Raw genomic sequence first — 22,735 nt, 5'->3', positions numbered from 1 at the left:
ACATGCGCATAACTGAAACCGCCATCCCGGGACTACTCATCATCGACCTCGACGTGCACGGGGACAATCGCGGCTGGTTCAAAGAAAATTGGCAGCGGGAAAAGCTCACCGGTCTCGCGCCCGAACTCGCGAGCTTTCAGCCGGTGCAGAACAATATTTCCTTCAACCACGCCGGCGCTACCCGTGGGCTGCACGCCGAGCCTTGGGACAAGCTCATCTCGGTGGCGCAGGGCAAGATTTTTGGTGCGTGGTGCGACCTGCGCGAGGGGTCGGAGAGCTTCGGCGAGGTTATTACCCACGAGATTGGGCCGGAGACTGCGGTGTTTGTGCCGCGAGGCGTCGCCAATGGCTTTCAAGCGCTGGAGGATACCTCTTATAGTTACCTGGTCAACGAGCACTGGTCGTCCGAAGCGCGCTATGCCGCGGTGAACCTCGACATCGTGGACTGGCCGATGGTGCCCACCGAGGTTTCTGAGAAAGACAAGCAGCACCCCAGCCTCGAAGAGGTGAGCCCGATGCCCGCCCGGCGCATCCTCGTCACGGGTGCGAATGGGCAGTTGGGGAGGGCGCTGAAGCGCCTGCTTGGCGACGCCGAATTCTGCTCCCACGCCGACTTCGACATCACCAATCCGCCGGAGCGAAATTGGAAGCAGTACTCGACCATCATTAGTTGCGCGGCGTACAACGACGTCAACGGCGCCGAAAACGACCGCGCCGCTGCCTGGGCCGTCAACGCGGAAGGGCCGGCAAAGCTGGCACGCATCGCCGCAGAAAACCAGATCACGCTGGTGCATGTCTCGAGCGACTATATCTTCGATGGGGCGAACGAGGTCCACACCGAGGCGGAGTTGCCGTCGCCGCTCAGTGCGTACGGGGCGTCGAAAGCCGCGGGTGATACCGCAGCACAGACCGCGCCGCAGCACTACGTCATTCGCACCTCGTGGGTCTTTGGCGATGGGGAAAATTTCATGTCCACCATGCGCCGGCTGGCTAATAAGGGCGTGGAGCCGAAGGTCATCCATGACCAGCGTGGCCGCCCCACGTTTGCCGAGGACCTAGCCAAGGGCATCGTGCACCTGCTCAAGTCCGGCGCGGACTACGGCGTGTATAACCTGTCCAATTCGGGCGATACCGTGGGCCGCGATGAGATTGCCATGGCGGTATTCATCGGGCTCGGCCACGATCCGTCCGAGGTCACGCCAGTGACGACCGAGCAGTACCGTGAGATCGCGGGGCCCGAGGCGCCGCGACCTAAGGAATCGACGTTTGCGCTGGATAAAATCGAGGCCACCGGTTTCAAGCCGCAGAATTGGCGCGCCGCGCTGGCCCTGTACCTGGCGCTCTACCCGGAGGATTAAATGAAGGGCATCATCCTAGCCGGCGGTTCCGGCACGCGGCTCTACCCGATTACCAAGGGCATCTCGAAACAACTCATGCCCATCTATGACAAGCCGATGATTTACTATCCGCTGACCACGCTCATCCAGGCGGGTATTCGGGAAATCCTCATCATCACCACCCCGGAGGATGCGGGGGCCTTCCAACGCCTCTTTGGTGATGGCTCCCAGCTCGGCCTCATGATCGATTATGCGGTCCAGCCGCGGCCGGAGGGGCTCGCGCAGGCCTTTTTGATTGGCGAGGATTTCATTGGCGATGACAGCGTCGCACTCGTGCTCGGCGATAATATCTTCCACGGCTTCGGCGGCGAGCTCACCCACTGCCAGGATCCGGAGGGTGGCATCATCTTCGCCTACGAGGTCTCGGATCCGCAGCGCTACGGCGTGGTGGAATTCGATGCTGCGGGGCATGCGCTCAGCATCGAAGAGAAGCCGGAGGTCCCGCGCTCAAACCACGCGGTGGTGGGCTTGTATTTCTATGACAACTCCGTCGTGGAGATTGCCAAGGGCATCGAGCCCAGCGGCCGCGGCGAGCTGGAAATCACGGCGGTTAACGAGGAATACCTGCGCCGCGGCGAGCTGAATGTCCAGCGCCTGCACCGCGGTAGCGTCTGGCTCGATACCGGCACGGTGGACTCCATGAGCGAGGCTTCTGCCTATGTTGAGGTGATGCAAAAGCGCACCGGGATCGTTATCGGATCGCCCGAGGTTGCTGCCTATGAGGCGGGCTTTATCGACCGCGCCCAGCTAGAAGCACTCGCCGAGCCGCTGCTTAAGTCCGGCTACGGCGAGTACCTGCGGGCGTACTAACAGCTAGTAACCGCGCTCGATGTATTCGTCGAGGCGTGCGGCCTCGGCACCCACCGTGGTGGCGTCGCCATGCCCCGGCAGGACCTTGGTGTCCTCCGGCAGGGTGAAGACCACGTTCTTCAGCGACTCGATGATCACATCGAAGTCGGAGTACTTGCGGCCAGTGGCACCAGGGCCGCCATTGAAGAGCGTATCGCCCGACAGAAGCGTCTCGCCCACGTGCAGCACCACGCAGCCCGGCGAGTGGCCTGGGGTGTGGTAGACCGTGATTTTCTCGCCGCCGATATCGAATTGACCGCGATCAGCCAGCGGCGTATATGGGGCATCGCCGTTGGATTCCTGCCACAGCATGTCATCGTCCGGGTGCAGGTAAACCTCGGTATCGAAGCGCTTGGCGGCCTCGGGGGCGAGCTCGCAGTGGTCATTGTGCGCGTGGGTGAGCAGGATGCCTTCCACGTGGCGATCGCCTACCAGCTCCGCTACGGCATCGAGATCGTGAGAGGGATCCACCACATAAACATTGGAGTCATCGCCCACGACGTAGACGTTATTATCCACGTCCCACTCGCCGCCGTCGAGGCGGAACTTGCCAGAAGTAACCGTGCTATCGATGCGCATTAGAACTCCACCACCGAACGCAGGACCTTGCCGGACTTCATGGTGGCGAAGGCCTGCTCGACGTCGTCAAGCGCAATGCGCTCGGAAACGAACTTTTCTAGCGGGAAGTTGCCGGCCTTGGATAGCGCTACATAAGCGGGGAAATCGCGCTCCGGGAGGCAATCGCCGTACCACGCTGGCTTGATGGAACCGCCGCGGCCGTAGAGGTCGATGGCGGGAATGTCCACGTGGTCGGTGAGGTTTGGCACGCCCACCATGACCATGCGGCCGGCGTGGTCGCGGGAGTAGAAGGCCTGGCGCCAGGTGGGCTGGATACCCACGGCGTCGATGGAAACGTCGGTGCCGAAGCCGCCGGTGAGCTCGCGGACGGCGTCGATGACTTCCTGTTCCGACAGGTCCTTGGAGCAGATAGTATCGGTCGCGCCGAATTCGCGGGCGGTTTCCAGCTTGGATTCGTCAATGTCCACGGCGATGATCTTTGCCGCGGCTGCCAGCTTGGCACCCGCAATGGCGGCCATTCCGACGCCGCCGCAGCCGAAGACGGCTACGGACTCGCCGAGCTGGATGTCACCGGTATTCACGGCTGCGCCGAGGCCCGCCATGATGCCGCAGCCCAACAAGCCTGCAGCGGCTGGGTCAGTGTCTTCCACCTTGGTGCACTGGCCCTCGTGGACCAGGGTCTTTTCCGCGAAGGAACCGATGCCCAGCGCAGGAGTGAGCTCGGTGCCGTCCTCGAGGGTCATCTTCTTCGAGGCGTTGTGGGTATTGAAGCAGTACTTTGGCTCGCCCTTCTTGCAAGCGCGGCACTCGCCGCATACGGCGCGCCAATTCAAAATGACGAAGTCGCCCTCCTCCACGTGGGTGACCGCAGAACCTACGGTCTCCACCACGCCTGCGGCCTCGTGGCCGAGCAGGAACGGGAAGGCGTCTTCAATATCGCCATCGCGGTAAGCAAGGTCGGTGTGGCATACGCCGCAGGCCTGCACGCGCACGATGACGTCATTAGGGCCGGGGTCGGGGACAACAATATTGACGGTTTCGACTTCCGCGCCCTTGGAACGGGCAATAACAGCTTTTACAGTCATGCGCCCGAGCGTACCGATATTTTCAAAATCGGCACATTAATGAAAATATTTTTTAAGAGCGGGTAATGACATTGGCCGCATGCTCGTGGCCGCGCTGGTTCATGTGGATGGGCAGGTTGCCGTCGCCTGCGCTAAAGTCCACTAGACCAGCCCACATGCGCTGGTTTGCATCGGCGCACATGCCGTTATTGCGGGTGGAAGGTTTCATGTCCAGGAATTGCACGCCGGTACGTGCCGCCAGGTCCACCTGCATCCACTGTGCCTTATTCTCAAAGTCTTGAATGCCGGGCAGGAAGGTGGAATCAGCCGGGCGCGGACCGAAGTGGAAGAGGCAATAGTACGGGCCAGAACCGATGGTGGGGTAGCCAACGATCTGCACGCGCGCATTCGGAGCCGCACGCTTGATGCGCTCAATCTGCGGTGCAGTGTGGTCCGCAAACTGCTTGCGAATCTGCGGCAGGTTGAGCTCGCGGTGGTTATAGGTGTCATTGAAACCGGTAGTGATTACCACACGGTTGGTAGCCGGAGTCAGCGCGCCGCTACGAATGGCCGCATCCACCTGCTGGGAAACCTGCGGGCCGCGAGACATGGACACGGCACCGGAGCAGGAGAAATCACGCACCGGAAGGCGCAGCTTGGCACCGGCACGCTTGGCGTAGTTATTGGAGGTAGGGCAATCCACGCCCACCCCCTTAGAGGGATCGAAACGGTGAGCAAAGTAGGAGCCGGCATCTGGATCCGCGAGGACAGAATCGCCGAAGGCTACTAGGTTGCGCTCCGCGGCGGTGGCCTGCGGCGCGACTGCCACGCCTACGACGGCCAGCGCGGAAGCCACCACGGAGAGGACTTTGAGCTGCAGAGATTTCATGAGATCCTTTTCTAGAAACACCAGTAACTTCAGGTAACTGTAGTCACTTCTGTAACATATTTCGAGTTGGCGGCTACACCGCGCGCCTCTCTCACGATATCGTCCATGGTTACCTTTTTGTTATCTTCGCTTTTTGGAGCTACCCCAACCGTGAATTTTTCTGATTTCACATTCCACGCTGCAGCCCTCGGCCGGTTCGTGCCGGCACTTTATAACGCCGGACTCATCAGCCACCAAGGCGGCGCGAAGGCCCAGCTCAGTTTGTTACCTAACCTGGCCCGCTACCGCTTCACCACCGCGCGTGAAATTGAGCAGGGATACCTCACCTGCCCGGAGCGCCTAGCGCTTATCGACGACGACGGCACCCTCACCTACCGTTAGCTGCGCACCCACGCCTAGGGCTTCGCCTGCTACCTCCGCTCGCTGAACCTGCCCGAAATCCGCCTTGGCGTAATGGCGCGCAACGGCCGCGGCATTATCATCCCGCTCGGCGCCAAGGGCTATGCGGGCGCTTCCATTTACCTGCTCAACGTGGGCTCCTCGCCGGAGCAGTTGGCTGGATGTATCGAAGAAAACGGCATCAACGTGCTCGTGGTAGACGATGAGTTCATCGACCGCGTGGATACCGATATCCCCGTCATCATCGCGCACGATACCGGGGCAAGCGAGCTGCCGAAGCTAGACAAGATTGTGAAGAATCCACCGGCCGTGGAGCTAACGCGCTTCCCCAAGCACGGCTCCATCGTGCTCATGTCCTCCGGTACCACGGGTATTCCGAAGGGAATTGTCCGGCCGGAGCCGACCCTGCCGGTGGTGCTGGCCTCCATCGTGGATACGATTCCGTGGCGCGCCGACCAGCGCCTGCAGCTGACCGCCTCTATCTTCCACACCTGGGGTTGGGCCTGCATCAATATTGCTCTCGGCCTGCGCAATACCATCGTCACCCGCCGCGTATTCGACGCGGAGCAGGTGCCTGACGATGTCCAGCGCTACCGCCTCGATGGTATGATCTCCTCCCCTATCTTCTTTAAGCGCTTGGTAGAGCGGGATCCGGCCGGTGAGTTCGATGCCTCGAGCCTGAAATTCATCGCCTCGGCCGGCAATGCGCTGACCCCGGAGGTGGTCAAGGAGACCAATGCGCGCTTCGGCGCCATCCTATGCAACGTATACGGATCCACTGAGCTCGCGCTCGCGACGACCTCCACCATGGATCAGGTGGCCGCCAACCCCACCATCGCCGGGCGCGTGGCCTCGGGCACGAAGCTGCGCATCCTCGATAAGGAGGGCCACCCGGTTCCGCGCGGCGAGGTGGGAGAGATCTACCTGACCAACTCCACTGCGATGACCGGCTATACCAACCCGAACCTGCGGCTCAATAAGGTGGACGGGCTCATTTCCATCGGCGATTTGGGCTACATCGATGAGCACGACTTCCTGCACGTGGTCGGCCGCGCCGATGACATGATCATTGTCGGCGGCGAAAACGTCCACCCGCAGTCCGTCACCGAGGTCCTCGAGGCCATGCCCGGCATCCACGAGGTCCATGCCGGTGGCGTGGAAGATAGCGAGACCTTCCAGCGCATCGCCGTGTGGGCGGTGCCTACTGCCGACGCCACCGGAAAGGCCCTCACGGCCGACGCCATCCGCGAGTGGGTCCGCACCAAGCTCGCCGTTCACTCCGTGCCGCGCGATGTGCACTTCCTATCCCAGCTGCCGCGCAACGCCACCGGCAAGGTGGTCCCGCGCCTACTGCACAACCACGGCGAGGCTTAACGCTCTGCACCCACTGCCGTGCCCACAACGGCGAAAGGCCGCAGGCTAGATAACCTGCGGCCACTGTGGAGCCGCCTGCGAGAATCGAACTCGCGACCTTTTCATTACGAGTGAAATGCTCTACCGACTGAGCTAAGGCGGCACGCTGCTTGGCATATGCCAGTGCAGCAAGAGAAAGTTTAACCTAGGGGCGCCGCGGAATAGAAATCGGCCCCCGACTACGCACCCGCTTATAGGCACGCGCGACGCAGCCGGCCCACCAACCCGTCGAAGGCAATCTGCGTGCCGACGTTTTGTGTGAGCTGCTCGCGGCACAACGTGATGGCGGCCTGGCAGTCCAGCAGACCTTCCTCACTCACGCGTTGCGCTAGCTCGCCAGAAAGACCGGCGAAGTCCGGGTGGGTCAGGTCCACCTGCGCGCCAACTTTCTGCATGAGCGCATCGCGGTACACACCGGAGAGATCGATAAGAACTAAGTCCAAGTTGTCGATAACTCGGCGTTTCGCTCGCTTCTTGTGTTGGTCCTGCAGATCCTTAATGGCGGATCGGGCATCGCGCTGCGCTTTAGCCGCGCCTTTGCCCTTCGCACCTACGCCGAGGGTCTGCTCCAGCTTCGCCAGTTCGGCTTCTTCTTGTTCCTTATGCGATTCCTTCGCTTCCGAATCGACCAATTTCAGCAGCGAGGTGACCGCCTGGAAGCCTTGGGAGCCGTGGAATACCTCTTCTGCCAGGTTGATGGCCACCGCGCGACGCTTTTGCACCGCCGGGTCGTTGACGAGGCGCCGCGCCCTGCCGACGTGGCGGAGGGAGGTGAGGGCAGCCAAGTGGGCGTCGTGATCCGAGGCGCCCTCGCTGACCAGCTGGGCGGTAATGCTCTCCACCGACGGGGAGGGAATGTAGAGGTGGCGGCAGCGCGAGCGGAGGGTCTGGGAGAAGTCCTCGGGGGCGTCGGAAGGAGCGCACATGATGATCACTGTGCGCGCCGGCGGTTCTTCCACGGTCTTGAGCAGGGCATTCGCGCCGTTGTTATTGAGGCGGTCGGCATTGTTGAAGATCACTACGCGCCAGGGCGCCACCGTGGGCAGGCTCGCGGCGCGGCCGATGACCTCGCGCACCGTATCCACCGGAATGTTGACTTCCTGCGGGTCCACCAGCACCAAGTCAGTATGCTGCTTCGCATCCAGCACCGCCTGGCAGGCCTCGCACCGGCCGCAGCCCGGCTCTTCCGGGTCCGTGCACATGAGTGCGGCCGCAAAATCGAGGGCGGCCAGGGAACGGCCGGAGCCCGGCGGGCCGGTAAATAGCCAGGAATGGCTCATTGCCCGCGGGTCTGCTCCCGGCATCCCCCGAGCTGCCCGAGCGGCATCCAGGATGGTGCGGGCCACGCCTGGGGTATCTGCCAATCTTTGCGCAACGCTTCCGGTATTCACTCGCCCTAGCCTACTGGTCTTACTAAAGTATGAAGACATGAACAGACTACTGCGCGGCGCACGATGGCTCATGGGAACCCAATGGCCGGTCTACGCTGCCTTAGTCCTCGGTGCGAACCTCATCGGCGCCATCGCGATCATGACATTCGTCCTCTATTTCCTTCCCATGCCGGAAATCGAGGACTTTGCCGCCGAGCTGCCGAGCTTGATGGGTGTCGCCGCGGTGTACCTCATCTTCGCCGTGATTATCGGAATTGCCGTTACCCTGCTGCTCTTCCGCCCGGTGCTGGACTGGCAGCGCAACCCAGACGAACACGATCCGAATATGGTGCGCAACCTCGTGCTGCGCATCCCCGTCTACCAATCCGCAGTAGCGGCCGCGGTATGGCTCATCGGCATCATTTTGGCCGTGGTCATTTCCGCGCGGGAGTCCGGCAGATTGGGGCTTGTCGTAGGCGTATCCGCTACCCTGGCTGGCTTGGTGGTTATCATCCTGACCTACCTGCAGGCAGAGCGCCTCGTGCGCCCGGTTGCCGCCCAGGCGGTGGCACGGCGCTTTGAGGATTCCACGCTCGAGCCACCCATCAAATACCGCCTGATATCCACCTGGCTGATGACTTCCGGCGTGCCGCTCATCGGCATCCTCCTGGTATTGATTGCCCAGCTGACCGGGCTTTTCCCGGGATCCGCCGGCGCTCTTGTTCCCGCCATCACCGCCCTGGCGCTTACCGCCCTGGCTACCGGTTTTATCGGCACCAGTTTTGCGGTGATGAGCGTCGTGGACCCGATTGTGGAGCTACAAAACGCTATCAATCGGGTGCGCCGCGGTGAGACCAATGCCGAGGTCGATATCTATGACGGATCCGAGCTAGGCGTGCTGCAGGCCGGTTTTAATGAAATGATGCGTGGCCTGCGGGAGCGCAACCGCGTGCGCGATATTTTCGGCCGCTACGTCGGCAGCGAGGTGGCCCAACGTGCGTTGGAGGAGCGCCCAGAATTAGGCGGCGAGGATCGCAAAGTGGCGGTGCTTTTTATTGACGTTATTGGATCCACCACCTTCGCCGTTAACCACTCCCCCGAAGAAGTTGTGGAGGAGCTCAATAAGTTCTTCGAGCACGTCGTCAAGGTGGTGCACCGCAATAAAGGAATTATTAATAAATTCCAGGGCGATGCAGCCCTCGCTGTTTTTGGCGCTCCCCTCAACGTTTATGATTCCACCTCCATGGCCCTGCAGGCCGCCCGCGAGCTGCGCAGTGAATTGCGCGGACTCGAGTTGCAAGCCGGCATCGGCGTGGCCGCGGGGCACGTTGTCGCCGGGCACATCGGCGGCGCCGATCGCTTTGAATATACCGTCATCGGTGATGCCGTCAACGAGGCCGCGCGCCTGACCGAGCTGGCCAAGGACACCCCGGGCCAAGTATTGACCAACGCCGCCACGCTCAAAACCGCTAACGAAGCTGAGCAGGCCCGCTGGACTATGATGAAATCCATTGAGCTGCGCGGCCGTCACCGCATGACCCAGCTGGCTCGCCCTATCCGCGCTACCCTGGCAGAACGTTCCGAGGTATAACGAGGTTTTTTAAGTGAGCTCAGCTCCCCGGCCCCGCATGATCGTGCCCGATGTGGCGCGCGGCATGGCCCTTCTAGGCATCGCCATGGCCAATATGACCACGGCGTGGATCATCACCACCGACCGGCCAGCAAGTTATTTCGGCGGCATCATCGATGGCAGCGTGTGGGATAAGGCGGCCGTCGTCTTCGCCGCCTTCTTTGTCCACAACCGCGGCCTGCCCATGTTTTCCACCCTGCTGGGTTTTGGCGTGGGGCTCATCGCGCTGAGTCTGTGGCGGCGCGGGTTTCCGGTGCAGGGGGCGCGCAGGGTCATCGCCAAGCGCTATGCCTTCTTGGCAGTGATGGGAGCGGCGCACATGGTGCTGCTGTTTTGGGGCGACATCATGTTCTTCTATGGCGTGGCCGGAATCGTGATTGCATTCCTGCTGCGCAAGCGGGATTCCTCCCTCATGCGCGTGGCCTATATTCTATTCGCACTATGCGCGCTGGGCGGGATTGTGGCCTTCATTTCCGGCGCGCTGGATCCCCTCGGCGTGGTGGCCACGGAGGGCATCGGCACCATCGAGTCCTACCCCGATTTGCTGCTCAGCCAGCTTGTCACCCTAGGCAGCCAGGCCTTGGCCACGCCGATCATTTTATTGATGTACCTGCCCGTCATGCTGGTGGGCTTTGTGTGGGCGCGCCAAGGCGTGCTTGCCGACGTCCCCTCTCACCGCCCCACCCTCCTGCGCTGGGTGGCCGTCGCGGTGGTCATTACCGTGGTTATCGGTACCTTGTGGTCTTTGAGCACGCTTGGGGTCATCGAGCAGCGCTGGGCGAATGCAGCCAATAATGCCAACTCTTTCCTCGGCGTCTTCACTGGCCCCGGTATCCTGGCCGGACTCGCGTTGGTGCTGCAGCCAGCACAGGAGCGACTTTCGGCCGGCGCACCGCTGCCCGCAGTATTATGGCCCTTTGCGGCGCTGGGCAAGCGCTCCATGAGCGGCTATGTGGGGCAGTCCATCCTCTTTTTCTGCCTCGTGCACCCGTTTATGCTGAACTTCGGTCACGAGCTGGGCGCCTTCGGCCAAGCGGCGATGGCCTTCGCGGTGTGGTTGGCCACTCTCATCTTCGCCTGCGTGCTGGAGGCCTGCGGCCGCCGCGGCCCCTTCGAGGCGGTGCACCGCCGCCTTTCCTATGGTCCGACGATGCAGCCGCAGTTACCGCGCTCGGGTGCGGCTAAGGCCGTCAATCAGCAGCAGATGGCCGATAACTAGGGCGCCGGCTTCGGCCGCGCGCACTAGCCGCGCCTTGTGTTTGCGCTGCTTCAGCGCCACACGCAAGGCGGTTAGCCCCTCGGCCGCGACGAGCACATTAGCGCCGTGACTCATGCCCTTGCCGGCGTCGGTGCGCAGCACTGGATCGCCCGCCAATGCCGAGGTGGCAAGCACGGCCGCGCCACCCACCGCGACTGCGGCGGACGTCGGCTGGCTACGGGTAGCGGCAACGCTCGCACCCCATGCGGCCGCGCGCAGGCCCCAACCTAAGGCATCGTTGCGCGCGCCGCGGCGATATAGGCCCCATGCATAGGCGGCGTGGTTCGCCGTTAAAGCCGCCACGCCCAGCACCGAAGGATGGGTCAGGGTGCGGGCCTTTTCCACTTGGGCAATGATCCCGGCTAGGACACCTGCGCCAACGGCGGGGTCTTCGCGGACCGAGGCGATAAGCTGCGGCTGTGCGCTGATATCGGATACGGCGCGCCGCAGGGCCGCAGCGCCTTCCTGGGTGCGGGCAAGGAAATCGTTCATGTCCGCTACCTTACGCGGTTATTTCTTGCGCGAGCCGGCCTTTACCACGTTCTTCGTGCCGGGCGATGGTTTCTTGGTTGCCTTCTTGCCGGCCTTCTTCGTGGACTTTTTGGTGGCCTTCTTAGTCGCCTTCTTCTTGGTCGTCTTCTTAGAGGACTTCTTGGTGGACTTCTTCTTGGTTTCGCCGGATGCTTCCTTGGCGCGGCGCTCGGAGAGGAGCTCGTTCGCGCGGGCGTCGGTAAGCTGCTCCGGGTCATCACCGCGGCGCAGGGAGGCATTGGTAGTGCCGTCGGTGACATACGGGCCGAAGCGGCCATCCTTGACGGTCATGGGCTTGCCGGAGACGTCATTATCGCCTAGCTGCTTGATCGGCGGCTGGGCCGCGGCGCGGCCGCGACGCTTCGGCTCGGCATAGATGCGGCGGGCCTCGTCCAAGGTGATGGTGAAGATCTGCTCTTCCTTGGCCAAAGAGCGCGAATCGGTCCCCTTCTTCAAGTACGGGCCGTAGCGGCCATTTTGGGCGGTGATCATCACGCCGTCATCCTCGCCCACCTCGCGCGGCAGGGACAGCAGCTGGAGGGCTTCTTCGAGAGTCACCGTAGAGGGTTCCATCGAGCTAAACAGTGAGGCCGTACCCGGCTTCAGCTTATTCTCGATGTACTCCTTGACGCGCTTTTCCTTCTGCTTTGCGGCCGTCTTGGTCTCCCAATTCTTGGCGCGCTTGCCCTCCTCGGCGCGTTGCTTATCCTCCTCGGCCCGCTCTTTGGCGACGATCTCTTCGGCCTCGCCCTCGGCCTTCTCCCGCTCATCATCGCGGACCACCTCGGTGACATACGGGCCGAAGCGGCCCTCCTTAGCCACAATCATGCGCCCATTTGCCGGGTTTTCACCCAGTTCGCGGCCGCCCTGTGGGGTGGCAAAGAGTTTTTCCGCCAGCTCCTCGTTCAAGCCGTCCGGAGTGACGGTTTCAGAGAGGTTAGCGCGCTGGTACTCGATGCTGCCGTCGTCATTGGTGCCGACGGCGCGCTCGATATACGGGCCATAGCGGCCCACACGGACGAAGACATCGCGGCCCTCGGTATCGGTGTAAAGGCGCAGGGAGTTGACCTTGCGGGCATCGATGGCTTCTAGGTTGACGTCGATAAGCGATTTCAAGCCACCGTGGCGGGCAATGGAGGCCGCCTTTTGCTCGTTGGCCTCGGCGTTGCCGAAATAAAAGCCATTGAGCCAGGCGGTGCCGTCCTCGATACCGGTAGCAATCTGGTCCAGCTCATCCTCCATAGAAGAGGTGAAGTCATAGTCGACCAGCTCGGTAAAGTTCTCCTCCAACAGTCCCACGACGGCAAAGGCAACCCACGATGGCACCAGCGCATTGCCGCGCGAGACCACATAGCCGCGGTCCTGGATGGTCTTGATAATGGACGCATACGTGGACGGGCGGCCGATACCCAAGTCCTCCATTTTCTTGACCAAGCTGGCCTCGGTATAGCGCGCCGGCGGGTTGGTGGAGTGGCCCTCGGCGGAGACCTCCTTGGCGTTCAGGGCGCGACCCTCTTCCAAATGTGGCAGGTGGGTCTCGCCCTTCTTGTCACCCTTGGCGTCATCTGCGCCATAGGCCTTCAGGAAGCCCGGGAAGGTAATGGTGCGGCCGGTGGCGGAGAATTCCACGTCATAGCTGCCATTATCCGTGGTGGCGGTGCCGGCCACGGTGACCTTCATGGAGGTTCCCTTGACATCGGCCATCTGGGAGGCGACGGTGCGCTTCCAAATCAGGTCATAGAGCTTAAACTCCTCCGCGTCCAATTGACCGGAGAGCTGGCCCGGGGTGGCGAAGGACTCGCCGGCTGGGCGAATCGCCTCGTGAGCCTCCTGGGAGTTTTTCACCTTGCGGTCATAAACACGCGGGGAATCAGAAACGTACTCTGCGCCATAGATGCCGGTGGCGGAGTTGCGCGCAGCTGATAGGCCCTGCTTGGACAGCGAAGTGGAGTCAGTACGCATATAAGTAATGTGGCCGTTTTCGTACAGGCGCTGCGCAATGCGCATGGTGCGCTCGGAGGTAAAGTGCAGGCGGCGGCCGGCCTCCTGCTGCAGCGTAGAGGTCATAAACGGCGCATAAGGCTTGCGCGTATAAGGCTTGTGCTCGACGCCAGCGACCTGCATGTCCGCGCCGCTCAGTGCGGTTTCTAGCGCCTTGGCCTGCGGCTCGGTGATGACGATGACGTCCTTGCTCTTCACGTTTCCGCGGTCATCAAAGTCGCGGCCCAGGGCCACGCGCTTGCTATTGACGGCCGTGAGGCGGGCGTCGAATGTAGCGGGATTATCCGCATCCGCAGCACCGGTATCTAGCGTGGCGGCCAGATCCCAGTAATCCGCGGGGATAAACGCCATACGCTCGCGCTCGCGCTCGACGATGACGCGGGTAGCCACCGACTGCACGCGGCCGGCAGAAAGCCGCGGCATGACCTTCTTCCACAGCACCGGGGAGACCTCATAGCCGTAGAGGCGGTCGAGGATGCGGCGGGTTTCCTGGGCGTCGATAAGGTTGTAATCCAGATCGCGCGTATTGTCCGCCGCCTCCAGGATGGCCGATTTGGTGATCTCGTTGAACACCATGCGGCGTACCGGAACCTTGGGCTTTAAGACCTCAAGCAGGTGCCAGGCGATGGCCTCGCCCTCGCGGTCGGGGTCTGTCGCGAGGTAGAGCTGATCGCACTGCTTCAGCTTGGACTTTAGGTCCGCGACTTTCTTCTTCTTATCGGGGCTCACCACATATAGCGGGGCGAAGTCGTCCTCTGGGTTCACGCCAAGGCGCGCCCAGGATTCCTTCTTATACTTAGCCGGTACGTCCGCAGCGCCGCGGGGAAGATCGCGGATGTGGCCTACGGAGGCCTCCACGATGTACTTATCTCCGAGGTAAGGCTGAATCTTCTTCGCCTTCGTCGCCGACTCGACGATCACCAAGGTCTTTCCCGGCCCGGCTGCTTCTGCCACTTCGACTTCATCCCTTTCGATGATGCGAACAATAAGGTATGCACGCTTTCAGCAATCGCCCCTAGCGTACACAGTTGATCTGTGTTTCCTTTCTCGCACCATATACGCGGTTCTGCCAAAAGGTCGTTTTCAGGGGCACTATGTACCCCCACGGAACGGGTCTATACTGGCCTACTTAGAATGCCCAGTAACTGTGAAAGCATTGTGGGGCACGATAGCACACCTAAGCCGACACCCGGGGAGGATTCATGGTCGACACAATCACTATGTGGATCGAAACCGTCATGTCCACAGAGTGGATCTACCCGCTGGTCGCCGCGCTGATCTTTGGTGACTGCTTCTTCCCCGTCCTGCCGTCAGAAATCCCGCTCAATATGGCCGGCGCCTGGTCCGGCTCGCAGGGCTTCCCCCACCTGCCCACCATGTTCTTCGTGGCGCTCATCGCCGCCATGATGGGCGATAATCTCTGTTTCCTGCTAGGCACGCGGTTTATGCCCTTGCTTAAGCGCGTGCCAAAGGGATCTAAGGCCTACGAAGGGCTGAACTGGGTCAAGCGAAATATGCGCCGCGGCGGAGGGGCCGCCATTATTATCGCCCGCTTCATCCCTTCAGCACGCTTGTTTATGACCATCCTGCTGGGGTCCATGAGGTTCCCGTGGATCGTCTTTGTTTTCTTCGACACCATCGGCGTCGCCCTCTGGGCTGGCGAGGCGCTGGCCATTGGTTATCTCGGCGGCATGGCCTTTTCTAATTCGCCAGTACTCGCCGTGGTGGTCAGCATCGTCGCCGCCATCATCATCGGCGTAGGCCTGCAGAAGCTGCAGAATAAGTTCACCGAGTGGTGGGATACCCGCCGCGGCTACGCCGAGACGCCGTAGCGGGGAGAACAGGCCGCCTAGATGACGGACACGGACTGAGCCTGATCGCCCTTCGGCCCGGTACCCACCTCGAAGGTAACCTGCTGGTTTTCCTCTAGGGTGCGAAAACCGCTGCCCTGAATCTCGGAGTAGTGGACGAAGATATCGCCGGCGCCATCCGCGCGCTCGATAAAGCCGTAGCCCTTTTCAGAGTTAAACCACTTAACGGTTCCCTGTGCCATGGTGTGCAGTCCTTTTCTTGCTTATCGGTGCAGCGATTCCGCACCAAGGGGGTTCGGTAAATGCGTCCTTTAGCAGTACCTTAAAGTGTAAACACCGCACCAAGACATCATTGGCCTTATATCAGTGTGACACGTTCCACGCCAAAGCGATAGACCAAACCCACGAGGGGGTAAAAATTGTCTCACCCGGAAACAGATAATCCCCTGGGAACAGAGCTCCTCGAATTCATCCAGCGCCGCCTCGATGAGTCCACTCTCACCTTTCACACCACCCTGCCCCCTAAGCGCGCCCAGTATGCGCAGTGGCCGGAATGGGTATTGCCGCAGTTGCGGAAGAAGCTGGTAGAAGGGGGCGTCGGCAAGCTGTATCGGCACCAGGCTGAACTCGCACAGGCCGCCTGGGAGGGCGAGGATGCGGTGATTTCTACCGGTACCTCCTCGGGCAAATCCCTGGGCTACCAGCTGCCTATTTTGAGCCGGTTGGCACAGGAACCGACCGCCTGTGCGCTCTATATCACCCCCACCAAGGCGCTGGGCTCGGATCAGCTGCAGGCGGTGCTGGAGCTGTGCCAGGGGATTCCGGCGCTCAAGACCGTGGTGCCCGCGCCCTATGACGGCGATACGCCGCAGGAATCCCGCGCGGGCGTACGCGATCATTCGCGGTTCATTTTTTCCAACCCGGATATGGTGCATATGTCCCTGCTGGCGGCGCATGCCCGGTGGGCGCGACTGCTGCGGCACCTGGAATTCATCGTCATCGATGAATGCCATTCCTACCGGGGCGTATTCGGCGCCAATGTGGCGCTCGTGTTGCGGCGGCTGCTGCGCTTGTGCGCGCACTATGGCTCGCGGCCGACGGTTATCTATGCCTCGGCCACCATGAAGGACCCGGGCCGGCATGCACAGCGCCTCACCGGCCGGCCGGCCCGCGCAATTACGGAGGACACCGCCCCCACCGGTGCGCGCACCGTAGCCCTGTGGGAGCCAGGCTTCATCGAGGGCGCCGAGGGTGAGCACGGGGCGCCGGTGCGCCGCGCCGCCACCACCGAAGCTGCCGAGATGATGGCCTCTTTCATCGCCGAGGGTGCGCGCACCATGACCTTCGTGCGTTCGCGCCGCTCGGCCGAGGTGGTGGCCATGCGTGCGGCCGAGGTGCTCTCCGGTAGTTTGGGCCGGCCCGATTTTGCCCAGCGCATCGCCGCCTACCGCGCGGGTTACCTGGCCGAGGACCGCCGTGCATTAGAGCGCGCGCTTGACGACGCCTCCTTGCTCGGCGTCGCCACCACCTCCGCGCTCGAGCTGGGCATCGACGTCGGTGGGCTCGATGCCGTGGTCACGGCCGGCTTCCCGGGGACCGTCGCCAGTTTTTGGCAGCAGGCCGGGCGCGCCGGCCGCCGCGGGCAGGGCTCGCTCGTAGTACTCATCGCCCGCGATGAGCCGATGGATACCTATCTGGTCCACCATCCCGAGGCGCTGCTGGGCAAGCCGGTGGAGGCCAGCGTATTCAACCCCGCCAATCCCTATATCCTTTTCGGCCATGTCTACTGCGCTGCGGTAGAAAAACCACTGGATGATGCCACGATTGCTGCCTGGGGAGCCCAGGACGTGGTCCATCAGCTGGCCGAGTCTGGCCTGCTGCGCCGCCGCGAGCGAGGCTGGTTCGCCGTACCCATTCCTGCCCACTCGCCGGAGGAGCTCTCCCCGGAGACGGCGCATACCGCCGTTTCCTTGCGCGGCGGGTCAGGCGAGGAAGTGATGATCGTGGATTCTTCCGACGGCCGCCTGCTCGGCACCATCGATGCCGCTCGCGCCACCAGTCAGGTGCACCCCGGCGCGGTGTACCTGCACCAAGGCGAAAGTTTTGTCATCGAGGAACTCATCCTCAGCGATTACCTGGCGCTGGCCCGCCCCGAGGCCCCGGATTATTCGACGACCCCGCGCTCCACCACGGATATCCGCATCCTGCGCGAGGCCGATAACCTGGTCAATTATTCCCCGGGCCTGTGGGTAGCCGACGTGGAGGTAGAGGTCACCGATCGCGTCACCGGTTACCAAGTGCGGCTTGCCGATGGCACCATTGGTGACGACATCCCCCTCGATCTCCCCGAACAGCGCCTGGTTACCCGAGCCGTGGCCTATACCATCGATCCGCTGGCACTTTCCGCCATGGGCGTGACGGCCTCCGATACGCCCGGCACCCTACACGCGGCCGAGCACGCCGCCATCGGCTTACTGCCGCTTATCGCCACCTGCGACCGCTGGGATATCGGCGGCGTATCCACCGCACTGCACCCCGATACGCAGCTGCCCACCGTTTTTGTCTATGACGGCCATCCGGGCGGTGCCGGCTTTGCTGAAGAAGGCTTCCGCCGCTTCCCCGAATGGATAGAGGCCACCTTCGAGGCGGTGCGCTCGTGTCCTTGCGAATCCGGTTGCCCGTCGTGCGTGCAATCACCGAAGTGCGGCAACGGAAATAATCCGCTCAGCAAAGATGGTGCTATCAAGCTACTCGGCGCGCTGGTCACCATGACGCAGGGCTAGCCGCGCTGCCTCCTTCCGCTGGCTCACACCGGCCCGGCCTTGGCCTGGGTAGAGCGGCCGCGCACTGCCGCGGTGACGATGACGTCGCGACCGGATTCGGTGCAGGTTTCTAGGGTGGCGCCATTCAGGGCGGCGGTATCGCCCGCGGCGGTGCAGGCATCCTCGCCAGTAGCAAGTGCCCAGGCGCCAGCGACCGCAGCGAGGTCGGCGGCCACTTGCGCCTCGTGGCGTGCGGCTACGCGCGAGCCCACCGCCGCCACGATAAGCAGCAGGCTCACGATGGCGACAATGATGCCGGCCGCAGCGATGGTGGCATAGCCTTCCTCGTCCCAGCGTTGCGGCTTACTCATTTCCGCCCACCTCGGCGGGAAAGACTGCCTCGGAGCGCATGGTGCCGATGGGGGCTTCCACGCTTACCGACGCCTTCACCAGCCCACCACTTTCCTCCACGCTGACTTGGGCATCTTCGCGCGCGGGGTGGTATTCGACGCCGATGGCATGCGCACGCGCGGCCGCGCCCGCCATGTCCACAGCGGCGATATAGGATGCCAGCGTGGCAATAGCACCCACGATTCCCGCCGCGACCAAGACTAGGGAGCTTAAAGCTAAGGCGGCCTCGATGGTCACGGAGCCATCGTCATCAAATACCTTGTGCATTATTCCTCCTTTCTGCCGGCGGGAATGGTCCCGCCGGCTGGGGTTAGGTAGAGCTGCTAGCTGGGGGTATTAGAGAGGGCGTCGGTTATGATGCCTTCGATGGCATCCACCACGCCGCCGCCGTTGATGACCATGTAGAGCACCCCGGCAAGCGCCGCTGCTGCTAGAGAGCCCATGGCATATTCGATGGTGCTCATCCCCTCGTCATTGCGGATGAGCTGGGGATACTTAGTAAGTGCGTGCATGATTAGTGTCCTTTCAAGTGAGGTTTAGAGAAGTTGCGCGCCCAGGCTGATTACTACGGGCGCAAGGCCTAGAACGATGAATGCCGGCAGGAAGCACACCGCCAGCGGGAGGGCAATGAATACTCCTGCGCGCTCCGCCTGTGCTGTGGCGTGGGCGGATGCTTCCGCGCGCAAAGAAGTACAGATTCGATGACATCCGGCCGCAATGGTGGCGCCGGATTGGCCCGACATGATGACAAGCTGTGCTAAGTCCTCCAGCCCCGCCTGGCCCTTCATATGGCCCCACGCGGACTGCGTGGAAACTCCAACGCCTAGCAGCGCGGAGACGGTCTCCCACAGGTCCTGCGTCTGAGCGTCCGCGGTGCGAGCGACCGCGGTGGCGGCTCCGTGCACGGACAGCCCTGCGGCCAGGCACGCTGCGAAGAGTTCGACGTCACCTGCTACTACCAGCGGGTCCAGCGGTGCTGCGGGCTTGAGCTTGCTTATCAGTCCCCCACGCGCTTTCGGGCCATCGCGCGGGGTCTTGGCGGTGGTCTCAGTCGCACTGGTAACTGCCAGCCGGCCAGTGTGCGGTGGGAGGCCAACGAGGGCGGCCAAGGCCACAAAGATGAGCGGGGTCATGCAGCCGCCTTCCGAATAATGACGCGCGACCAAGCGAAGCCGCCGCAGGCCAGCGCCACGCCTACCACGAGAAGGACACCGCCCAGCCCGCCGCCGAAAAGAAAGCCGAGCGAGTTAGCGCCCATGGCCCCGCCCATGGCGATGCCGGCTATTGGCAAGCACGCGAGCACCGTGGCGGTCGCTTGGGGGCCTTGCAGACTAGCGGAGGTGGATTGCTGGTGGCGTCGAGAAGCATCGAGGCGGCTTTGGGCTTGGTCGAGCAAGCTGGCCACCGCAATACCGTGGTAAGTGGAAAGCTCCAGCAGGTGGCCTAAGCGGGAAAGCTCCGGCAGGGCCTTTGTATCCTCCGCATCCGTGAGCGCCATGTGGGGCGGCGCGCCACGCGCAGCGAGGGCGGCCGTTGCTTCCAGTGCGGCGGATACCTCCCGCGGGGTAGTTCCCGGCAGGGCCTCCACCCCGCGGGCAAGTGCCCCAGCCAGGGTCGCCCCTGCCCGCAGGTCCGCGGTGACCACTCCCAAATAGGCGGCGAGCCCTTCGCGGCCGCGCCGCTGCGTACGCGCGGCCACCATGTCTTTGGTGTACCAGGACACGCACCAGGCGATTATGGCGGCGGCGATAGCGATGCTGATGCGACCCACCGAGTAGAAGACCAAGCTGCCGCAAAACACCGCCCCCAGGATGACCACGGAGCTGGCCTGTACCTGGCGCGTGGCCGATGCCAAGCGGCCTGCAATCGAGGGCGCGGGCAGGAGCAGCGCGGCGGCGAGCAAGAGGAAACTAAGCATGGCTGGCCTTCCCGGCGCGCTCGCCCAGAAGTTGTGCGGAAAATTCCGCAAAGCCATCCGCCGGTCCGTCTTCGGCACTCCAGATGATGCGCGGGGTAACCGGGTTTCCCTCGAGCACGCCAATATGGGCAAGGCGGCGGCCCTGCGGGGTGCGTTCCATGGTCAGCACCATGTGTACGGCCGCTGCCAGTTGTGAGTGCAGTGCCACGCGGTCCAGGCCGCCAAGGGCGGCGAGGGCCTCCATGCGGGCGGGGACTTCAAAGAGCGAATTGGCATGGAGCGTACCGGCGCCGCCGTCGTGTCCGGTGTTGAGGGCGGCGAGGAGATCGACCACCTCGCGGCCGCGGATCTCGCCTACCACGATGCGGTCTGGGCGCATGCGCAGCGCTTGTCGGAGTAATTGTGACATCGTGACCTCGCCGCTTCCCTCCGCGTTGGCCCGGCGCGAGACCACGCTAACGCAGTGTGGGTGGTGCGGGGAGAGCTCGGCGGTGTCTTCGATGACGAGGATGCGTTCGCGCTCGGAGACGGTTCCCAAAAGTGCGGATAGCAAGGTGGTTTTGCCGGAGCCGGTTCCACCTATAACCAGGAATGAGACTCGCTTGTCCACCACAGCGCGCAGCAGCGTAGCGATATCTTCTGGCAGCGTGCCGTTGTCTACTAGTTGGGGCAGGGTGGTCTGGGCTTGGCGCAGTACGCGCAGGCTCAGGCAGGTTCCGGCCACCGCAGGCGGGCTCAGCAAGGCATGGACGCGCAGGACGACGCCATCAGGGCGGCTAACGCGGCCATCGGCATAAGGTTGAGCATCATCGAGGCGCGTGCCGGAGGCTGCCGCCAGCCGGCTGGCCAGTTGGCGGACTTCGCCATCATCGCAGAAGGTGATGTCAGTGCGTTCGAGGCCCTCGCCGCGGTCCATGAATACCGCATGCGGCCCGTTAACAACGACATCGGTAACCCCCTCTCGCCCCAGCAATGCATCAAGCGGGCCCATTCCGGTGGCGTCCTGGCGCAGGCGGCGTAGTAGGTCGAGTACCGCGACGTCACTAATCACGCCGGCTTCTGCACGGATGCGCCGAGCCAGGGCTGCCGCATCATGCACCAAGTCGGGCTCGGCGGCGATGATACGCTGCATCTTTTCCAGCGTTTCCTGTGCTACTTTCTGCTCACTCACGCGCCTACCTCCTCGAGGACCGCGTGTGCAGCCTTGCGCAAGGGTGCCGGGAGGCGCTGCGGGAGGCCGCCTATTTCCACCGCGCGCGTAAGGCCCCGGGCCGTTGGCAGTTCTGCCAACACCGTGCTGTGGATGATGCTTTCTACTTCCGCCGCGCTTAACGATGCCCACTGGCGTTGCCGCAGCACCACCACACAGCTGCGCCGCGCGGCTCCGAAGCGCGCAATTAGTTGCGCGGCCGATGCAGCCGAGCGCACTTCTGCGGCCACCACTATGACCACGTGGGTACACGCATCCGGAACGGTCTCCGGGGTGCAATCCACCACGCATAGCCCTTCGCCCGCGTGGGCCGCGCCCACTACTCGCGCGAGCAGGTCCTTTTCCAGGCGGAAGGGATCCGCGACGGTACTGCGCGCGGTCGAAAGCACCGCTACCCCATCCGGCGTGGTCGGCAGCGCGCGGTAGAGATCGGTGGCATCGATACTGCCATCGCCTACGGTAAGCTCCGGCCAGCGCGCCCCCGCTTCGGCCTCTACGCCAAGCAGGAGGTCGAGGCCACCGGAGTATGCGTGGGCGTCGATAAGCAGGGCGCGCCCATCCGCAGCGCACTGGGTGCGGGCCAAGGCGGCCGCGAAGGTAGAAGCCCCCACCCCGCCGCTCGCCCCAACCACGGCGATGGTGGCGCTACCCGGTCGCGTGTCCTGCGGGGTGCCCGCGGCCGCAATGCCCGCGAGCAGCTCCTTAACCTGGGCGGGAATGATAAAGGCGCTCTCCGCGTGACAGGCTAATGCCGCTTCATAGTCAATCGGTCCAGGGTCCGCGGCAAGGAATAGTACTGGCACAGGCGCGGTGTGGGGGCGTTGCGCTGCCGCCACCACGCGGGCCATGAGGGAATCAACCAGGACCGCAAAGGCGCCTGGCAGACTGCGTGGGACGTCGCGGGGATCGGTTACGGTAAGCACATCGTGGCTGGTAGCAGCCGCGGCATGGATAGCCTCGGCGCGCAGTGCTTCGTCACCGACGGCAACGACGATGGCAGCGGAATCAGGATGTAATGCGTTCATGCCTCATAGCCTGAAGCATCCGTGCAACCGCAGCGAGGGCTCTCCGGTGGCACTGTGGATAACCCGCGATAAGTCACCGTGTGGTCCTGATTTGGTTGCCACTTCAACTAAAAACCTGTGGATAACCTCGTATCACATGGCACTAAATATAGGTGACGGCCCGTGCATCGGGGGGTGTGCGCACGGGCCGTCAGTAACCCGGCCTCGGGGGGGTGAGC

General features: G+C 62.9%; 20 protein-coding genes, 1 tRNA gene and 1 pseudogene. 7 read left to right on the top strand and 15 right to left on the bottom strand.

Features of this window, described 5'->3' with window-relative positions; all coding sequences use genetic code 11:
• Positions 1-2 precede the first annotated feature (2 nt).
• Positions 3-1,358, top strand: a complete 1,356-nt coding sequence (locus WMP96_RS03305; RefSeq protein WP_340432151.1) for a sugar nucleotide-binding protein — start codon at positions 3-5, stop codon at positions 1,356-1,358.
• Positions 1,359-2,207 (top strand): glucose-1-phosphate thymidylyltransferase RfbA, encoded by an 849-nt coding sequence (gene rfbA, locus WMP96_RS03300; RefSeq protein WP_316330957.1) that lies wholly within the window; start codon positions 1,359-1,361, stop codon positions 2,205-2,207.
• A 3-nt stretch (positions 2,208-2,210) separates the two neighbouring features.
• On the opposite strand, the gene WMP96_RS03295 is transcribed toward rfbA, so the two are convergent.
• From WMP96_RS03295 to WMP96_RS03285, 3 genes are read right to left on the bottom strand one after another with little or no spacing between them, the layout of a single operon-like run.
• Positions 2,211-2,825: an MBL fold metallo-hydrolase gene (locus tag WMP96_RS03295; protein ID WP_023020439.1), complete on the bottom strand. Its 615-nt coding sequence runs from the start codon at positions 2,823-2,825 to the stop codon at positions 2,211-2,213.
• Positions 2,825-3,910 (bottom strand): S-(hydroxymethyl)mycothiol dehydrogenase, encoded by a 1,086-nt coding sequence (locus WMP96_RS03290; RefSeq protein WP_023020438.1) that lies wholly within the window; start codon positions 3,908-3,910, stop codon positions 2,825-2,827. Before WMP96_RS03290 ends, WMP96_RS03295 begins: the two co-directional genes overlap by 1 nt.
• A gap of 52 nt (positions 3,911-3,962) precedes the next feature.
• Positions 3,963-4,778, bottom strand: a complete 816-nt coding sequence (locus tag WMP96_RS03285) for a GDSL-type esterase/lipase family protein (RefSeq protein ID WP_340432150.1) — start codon at positions 4,776-4,778, stop codon at positions 3,963-3,965.
• A 105-nt stretch (positions 4,779-4,883) separates the two neighbouring features.
• Here WMP96_RS03285 and WMP96_RS03280 point away from each other — a divergent pair.
• Positions 4,884-6,551: pseudogene (locus WMP96_RS03280) on the top strand (AMP-binding protein).
• A 66-nt stretch (positions 6,552-6,617) separates the two neighbouring features.
• Here WMP96_RS03280 and WMP96_RS03275 read toward each other — a convergent pair.
• Together WMP96_RS03275 and WMP96_RS03270 are read right to left on the bottom strand one after the other, a co-directional pair.
• A tRNA-Thr gene (locus WMP96_RS03275) sits at positions 6,618-6,693 on the bottom strand.
• Between the two features lie 88 nt (positions 6,694-6,781).
• Positions 6,782-7,981 (bottom strand): DNA polymerase III subunit delta', encoded by a 1,200-nt coding sequence (locus WMP96_RS03270; protein ID WP_445292940.1) that lies wholly within the window; start codon positions 7,979-7,981, stop codon positions 6,782-6,784.
• A 37-nt stretch (positions 7,982-8,018) separates the two neighbouring features.
• Here WMP96_RS03270 and WMP96_RS03265 point away from each other — a divergent pair, with 37 nt between their 5' ends.
• Positions 8,019-9,551, top strand: coding sequence for an adenylate/guanylate cyclase domain-containing protein (locus WMP96_RS03265; protein ID WP_340432148.1), 1,533 nt, complete (start codon positions 8,019-8,021; stop codon positions 9,549-9,551).
• Between the two features lie 37 nt (positions 9,552-9,588).
• Positions 9,589-10,809 (top strand): DUF418 domain-containing protein, encoded by a 1,221-nt coding sequence (locus WMP96_RS03260; RefSeq protein WP_445292941.1) that lies wholly within the window; start codon positions 9,589-9,591, stop codon positions 10,807-10,809.
• Here WMP96_RS03260 and WMP96_RS03255 read toward each other — a convergent pair.
• Positions 10,753-11,340 carry a hypothetical protein gene (locus WMP96_RS03255; RefSeq protein ID WP_340432146.1) on the bottom strand — a complete coding sequence of 196 codons (588 nt, stop codon included), beginning with the start codon at positions 11,338-11,340 and terminating at the stop codon, positions 10,753-10,755. The genes WMP96_RS03260 and WMP96_RS03255 overlap by 57 nt on opposite strands.
• Positions 11,341-11,358: 18 nt before the next feature.
• Positions 11,359-14,334: a type I DNA topoisomerase gene (topA, locus tag WMP96_RS03250; RefSeq protein WP_340432145.1), complete on the bottom strand. Its 2,976-nt coding sequence runs from the start codon at positions 14,332-14,334 to the stop codon at positions 11,359-11,361.
• Between the two features lie 248 nt (positions 14,335-14,582).
• On the opposite strand from topA, the gene WMP96_RS03245 reads away from it, so the two are divergent.
• Positions 14,583-15,212 (top strand): DedA family protein, encoded by a 630-nt coding sequence (locus WMP96_RS03245; protein WP_086588725.1) that lies wholly within the window; start codon positions 14,583-14,585, stop codon positions 15,210-15,212.
• Between the two features lie 17 nt (positions 15,213-15,229).
• Here the strand turns inward: WMP96_RS03245 and WMP96_RS03240 are convergent, their stop codons facing one another.
• Positions 15,230-15,433 (bottom strand): cold-shock protein, encoded by a 204-nt coding sequence (locus WMP96_RS03240; protein WP_086588724.1) that lies wholly within the window; start codon positions 15,431-15,433, stop codon positions 15,230-15,232.
• Positions 15,434-15,610: 177 nt separating this feature from the next.
• On the opposite strand from WMP96_RS03240, the gene WMP96_RS03235 reads away from it, so the two are divergent.
• Positions 15,611-17,974, top strand: coding sequence for a DEAD/DEAH box helicase (locus tag WMP96_RS03235; RefSeq protein WP_340432144.1), 2,364 nt, complete (start codon positions 15,611-15,613; stop codon positions 17,972-17,974).
• A 23-nt stretch (positions 17,975-17,997) separates the two neighbouring features.
• On the opposite strand, the gene WMP96_RS03230 is transcribed toward WMP96_RS03235, so the two are convergent.
• The 7 genes from WMP96_RS03230 to ssd are packed head-to-tail and all read right to left on the bottom strand — an operon-like array spanning position 17,998 to position 22,517.
• Positions 17,998-18,324 (bottom strand): Rv3654c family TadE-like protein, encoded by a 327-nt coding sequence (locus WMP96_RS03230; RefSeq protein ID WP_340432143.1) that lies wholly within the window; start codon positions 18,322-18,324, stop codon positions 17,998-18,000.
• Positions 18,317-18,631: a hypothetical protein gene (locus tag WMP96_RS03225; protein ID WP_023020426.1), complete on the bottom strand. Its 315-nt coding sequence runs from the start codon at positions 18,629-18,631 to the stop codon at positions 18,317-18,319. Before WMP96_RS03225 ends, WMP96_RS03230 begins: the two co-directional genes overlap by 8 nt.
• 56 nt (positions 18,632-18,687) lie before the next feature.
• The gene (locus WMP96_RS03220; protein ID WP_023020425.1) at positions 18,688-18,876 is read right to left on the bottom strand and encodes a DUF4244 domain-containing protein; all 189 of its coding nucleotides are present in this window, start codon (positions 18,874-18,876) and stop codon (positions 18,688-18,690) included.
• 24 nt (positions 18,877-18,900) lie between these two features.
• Positions 18,901-19,497, bottom strand: a complete 597-nt coding sequence (locus WMP96_RS03215) for a type II secretion system F family protein (protein WP_239204817.1) — start codon at positions 19,495-19,497, stop codon at positions 18,901-18,903.
• Positions 19,494-20,282, bottom strand: a complete 789-nt coding sequence (locus tag WMP96_RS03210) for a type II secretion protein F (RefSeq protein WP_340432142.1) — start codon at positions 20,280-20,282, stop codon at positions 19,494-19,496. The genes WMP96_RS03215 and WMP96_RS03210 overlap by 4 nt, the downstream gene beginning before the upstream one ends.
• Complete coding sequence (locus tag WMP96_RS03205) at positions 20,275-21,453, bottom strand: TadA family conjugal transfer-associated ATPase (RefSeq protein ID WP_340432141.1); 1,179 nt, start codon at positions 21,451-21,453, stop codon at positions 20,275-20,277. Before WMP96_RS03205 ends, WMP96_RS03210 begins: the two co-directional genes overlap by 8 nt.
• Positions 21,450-22,517 (bottom strand): septum site-determining protein Ssd, encoded by a 1,068-nt coding sequence (ssd, locus tag WMP96_RS03200; RefSeq protein WP_340432140.1) that lies wholly within the window; start codon positions 22,515-22,517, stop codon positions 21,450-21,452. The genes WMP96_RS03205 and ssd overlap by 4 nt, the downstream gene beginning before the upstream one ends.
• Between the last annotated feature and the right edge of the window lie 218 nt (positions 22,518-22,735).

This window comes from Corynebacterium sp. KPL4035 (assembly GCF_037908325.1).
GTDB lineage: Bacteria > Actinomycetota > Actinomycetes > Mycobacteriales > Mycobacteriaceae > Corynebacterium > Corynebacterium kefirresidentii.
Note: the sequence above shows the minus strand (reverse complement) of the source record. Positions and strands in the feature narration are given on the sequence as shown.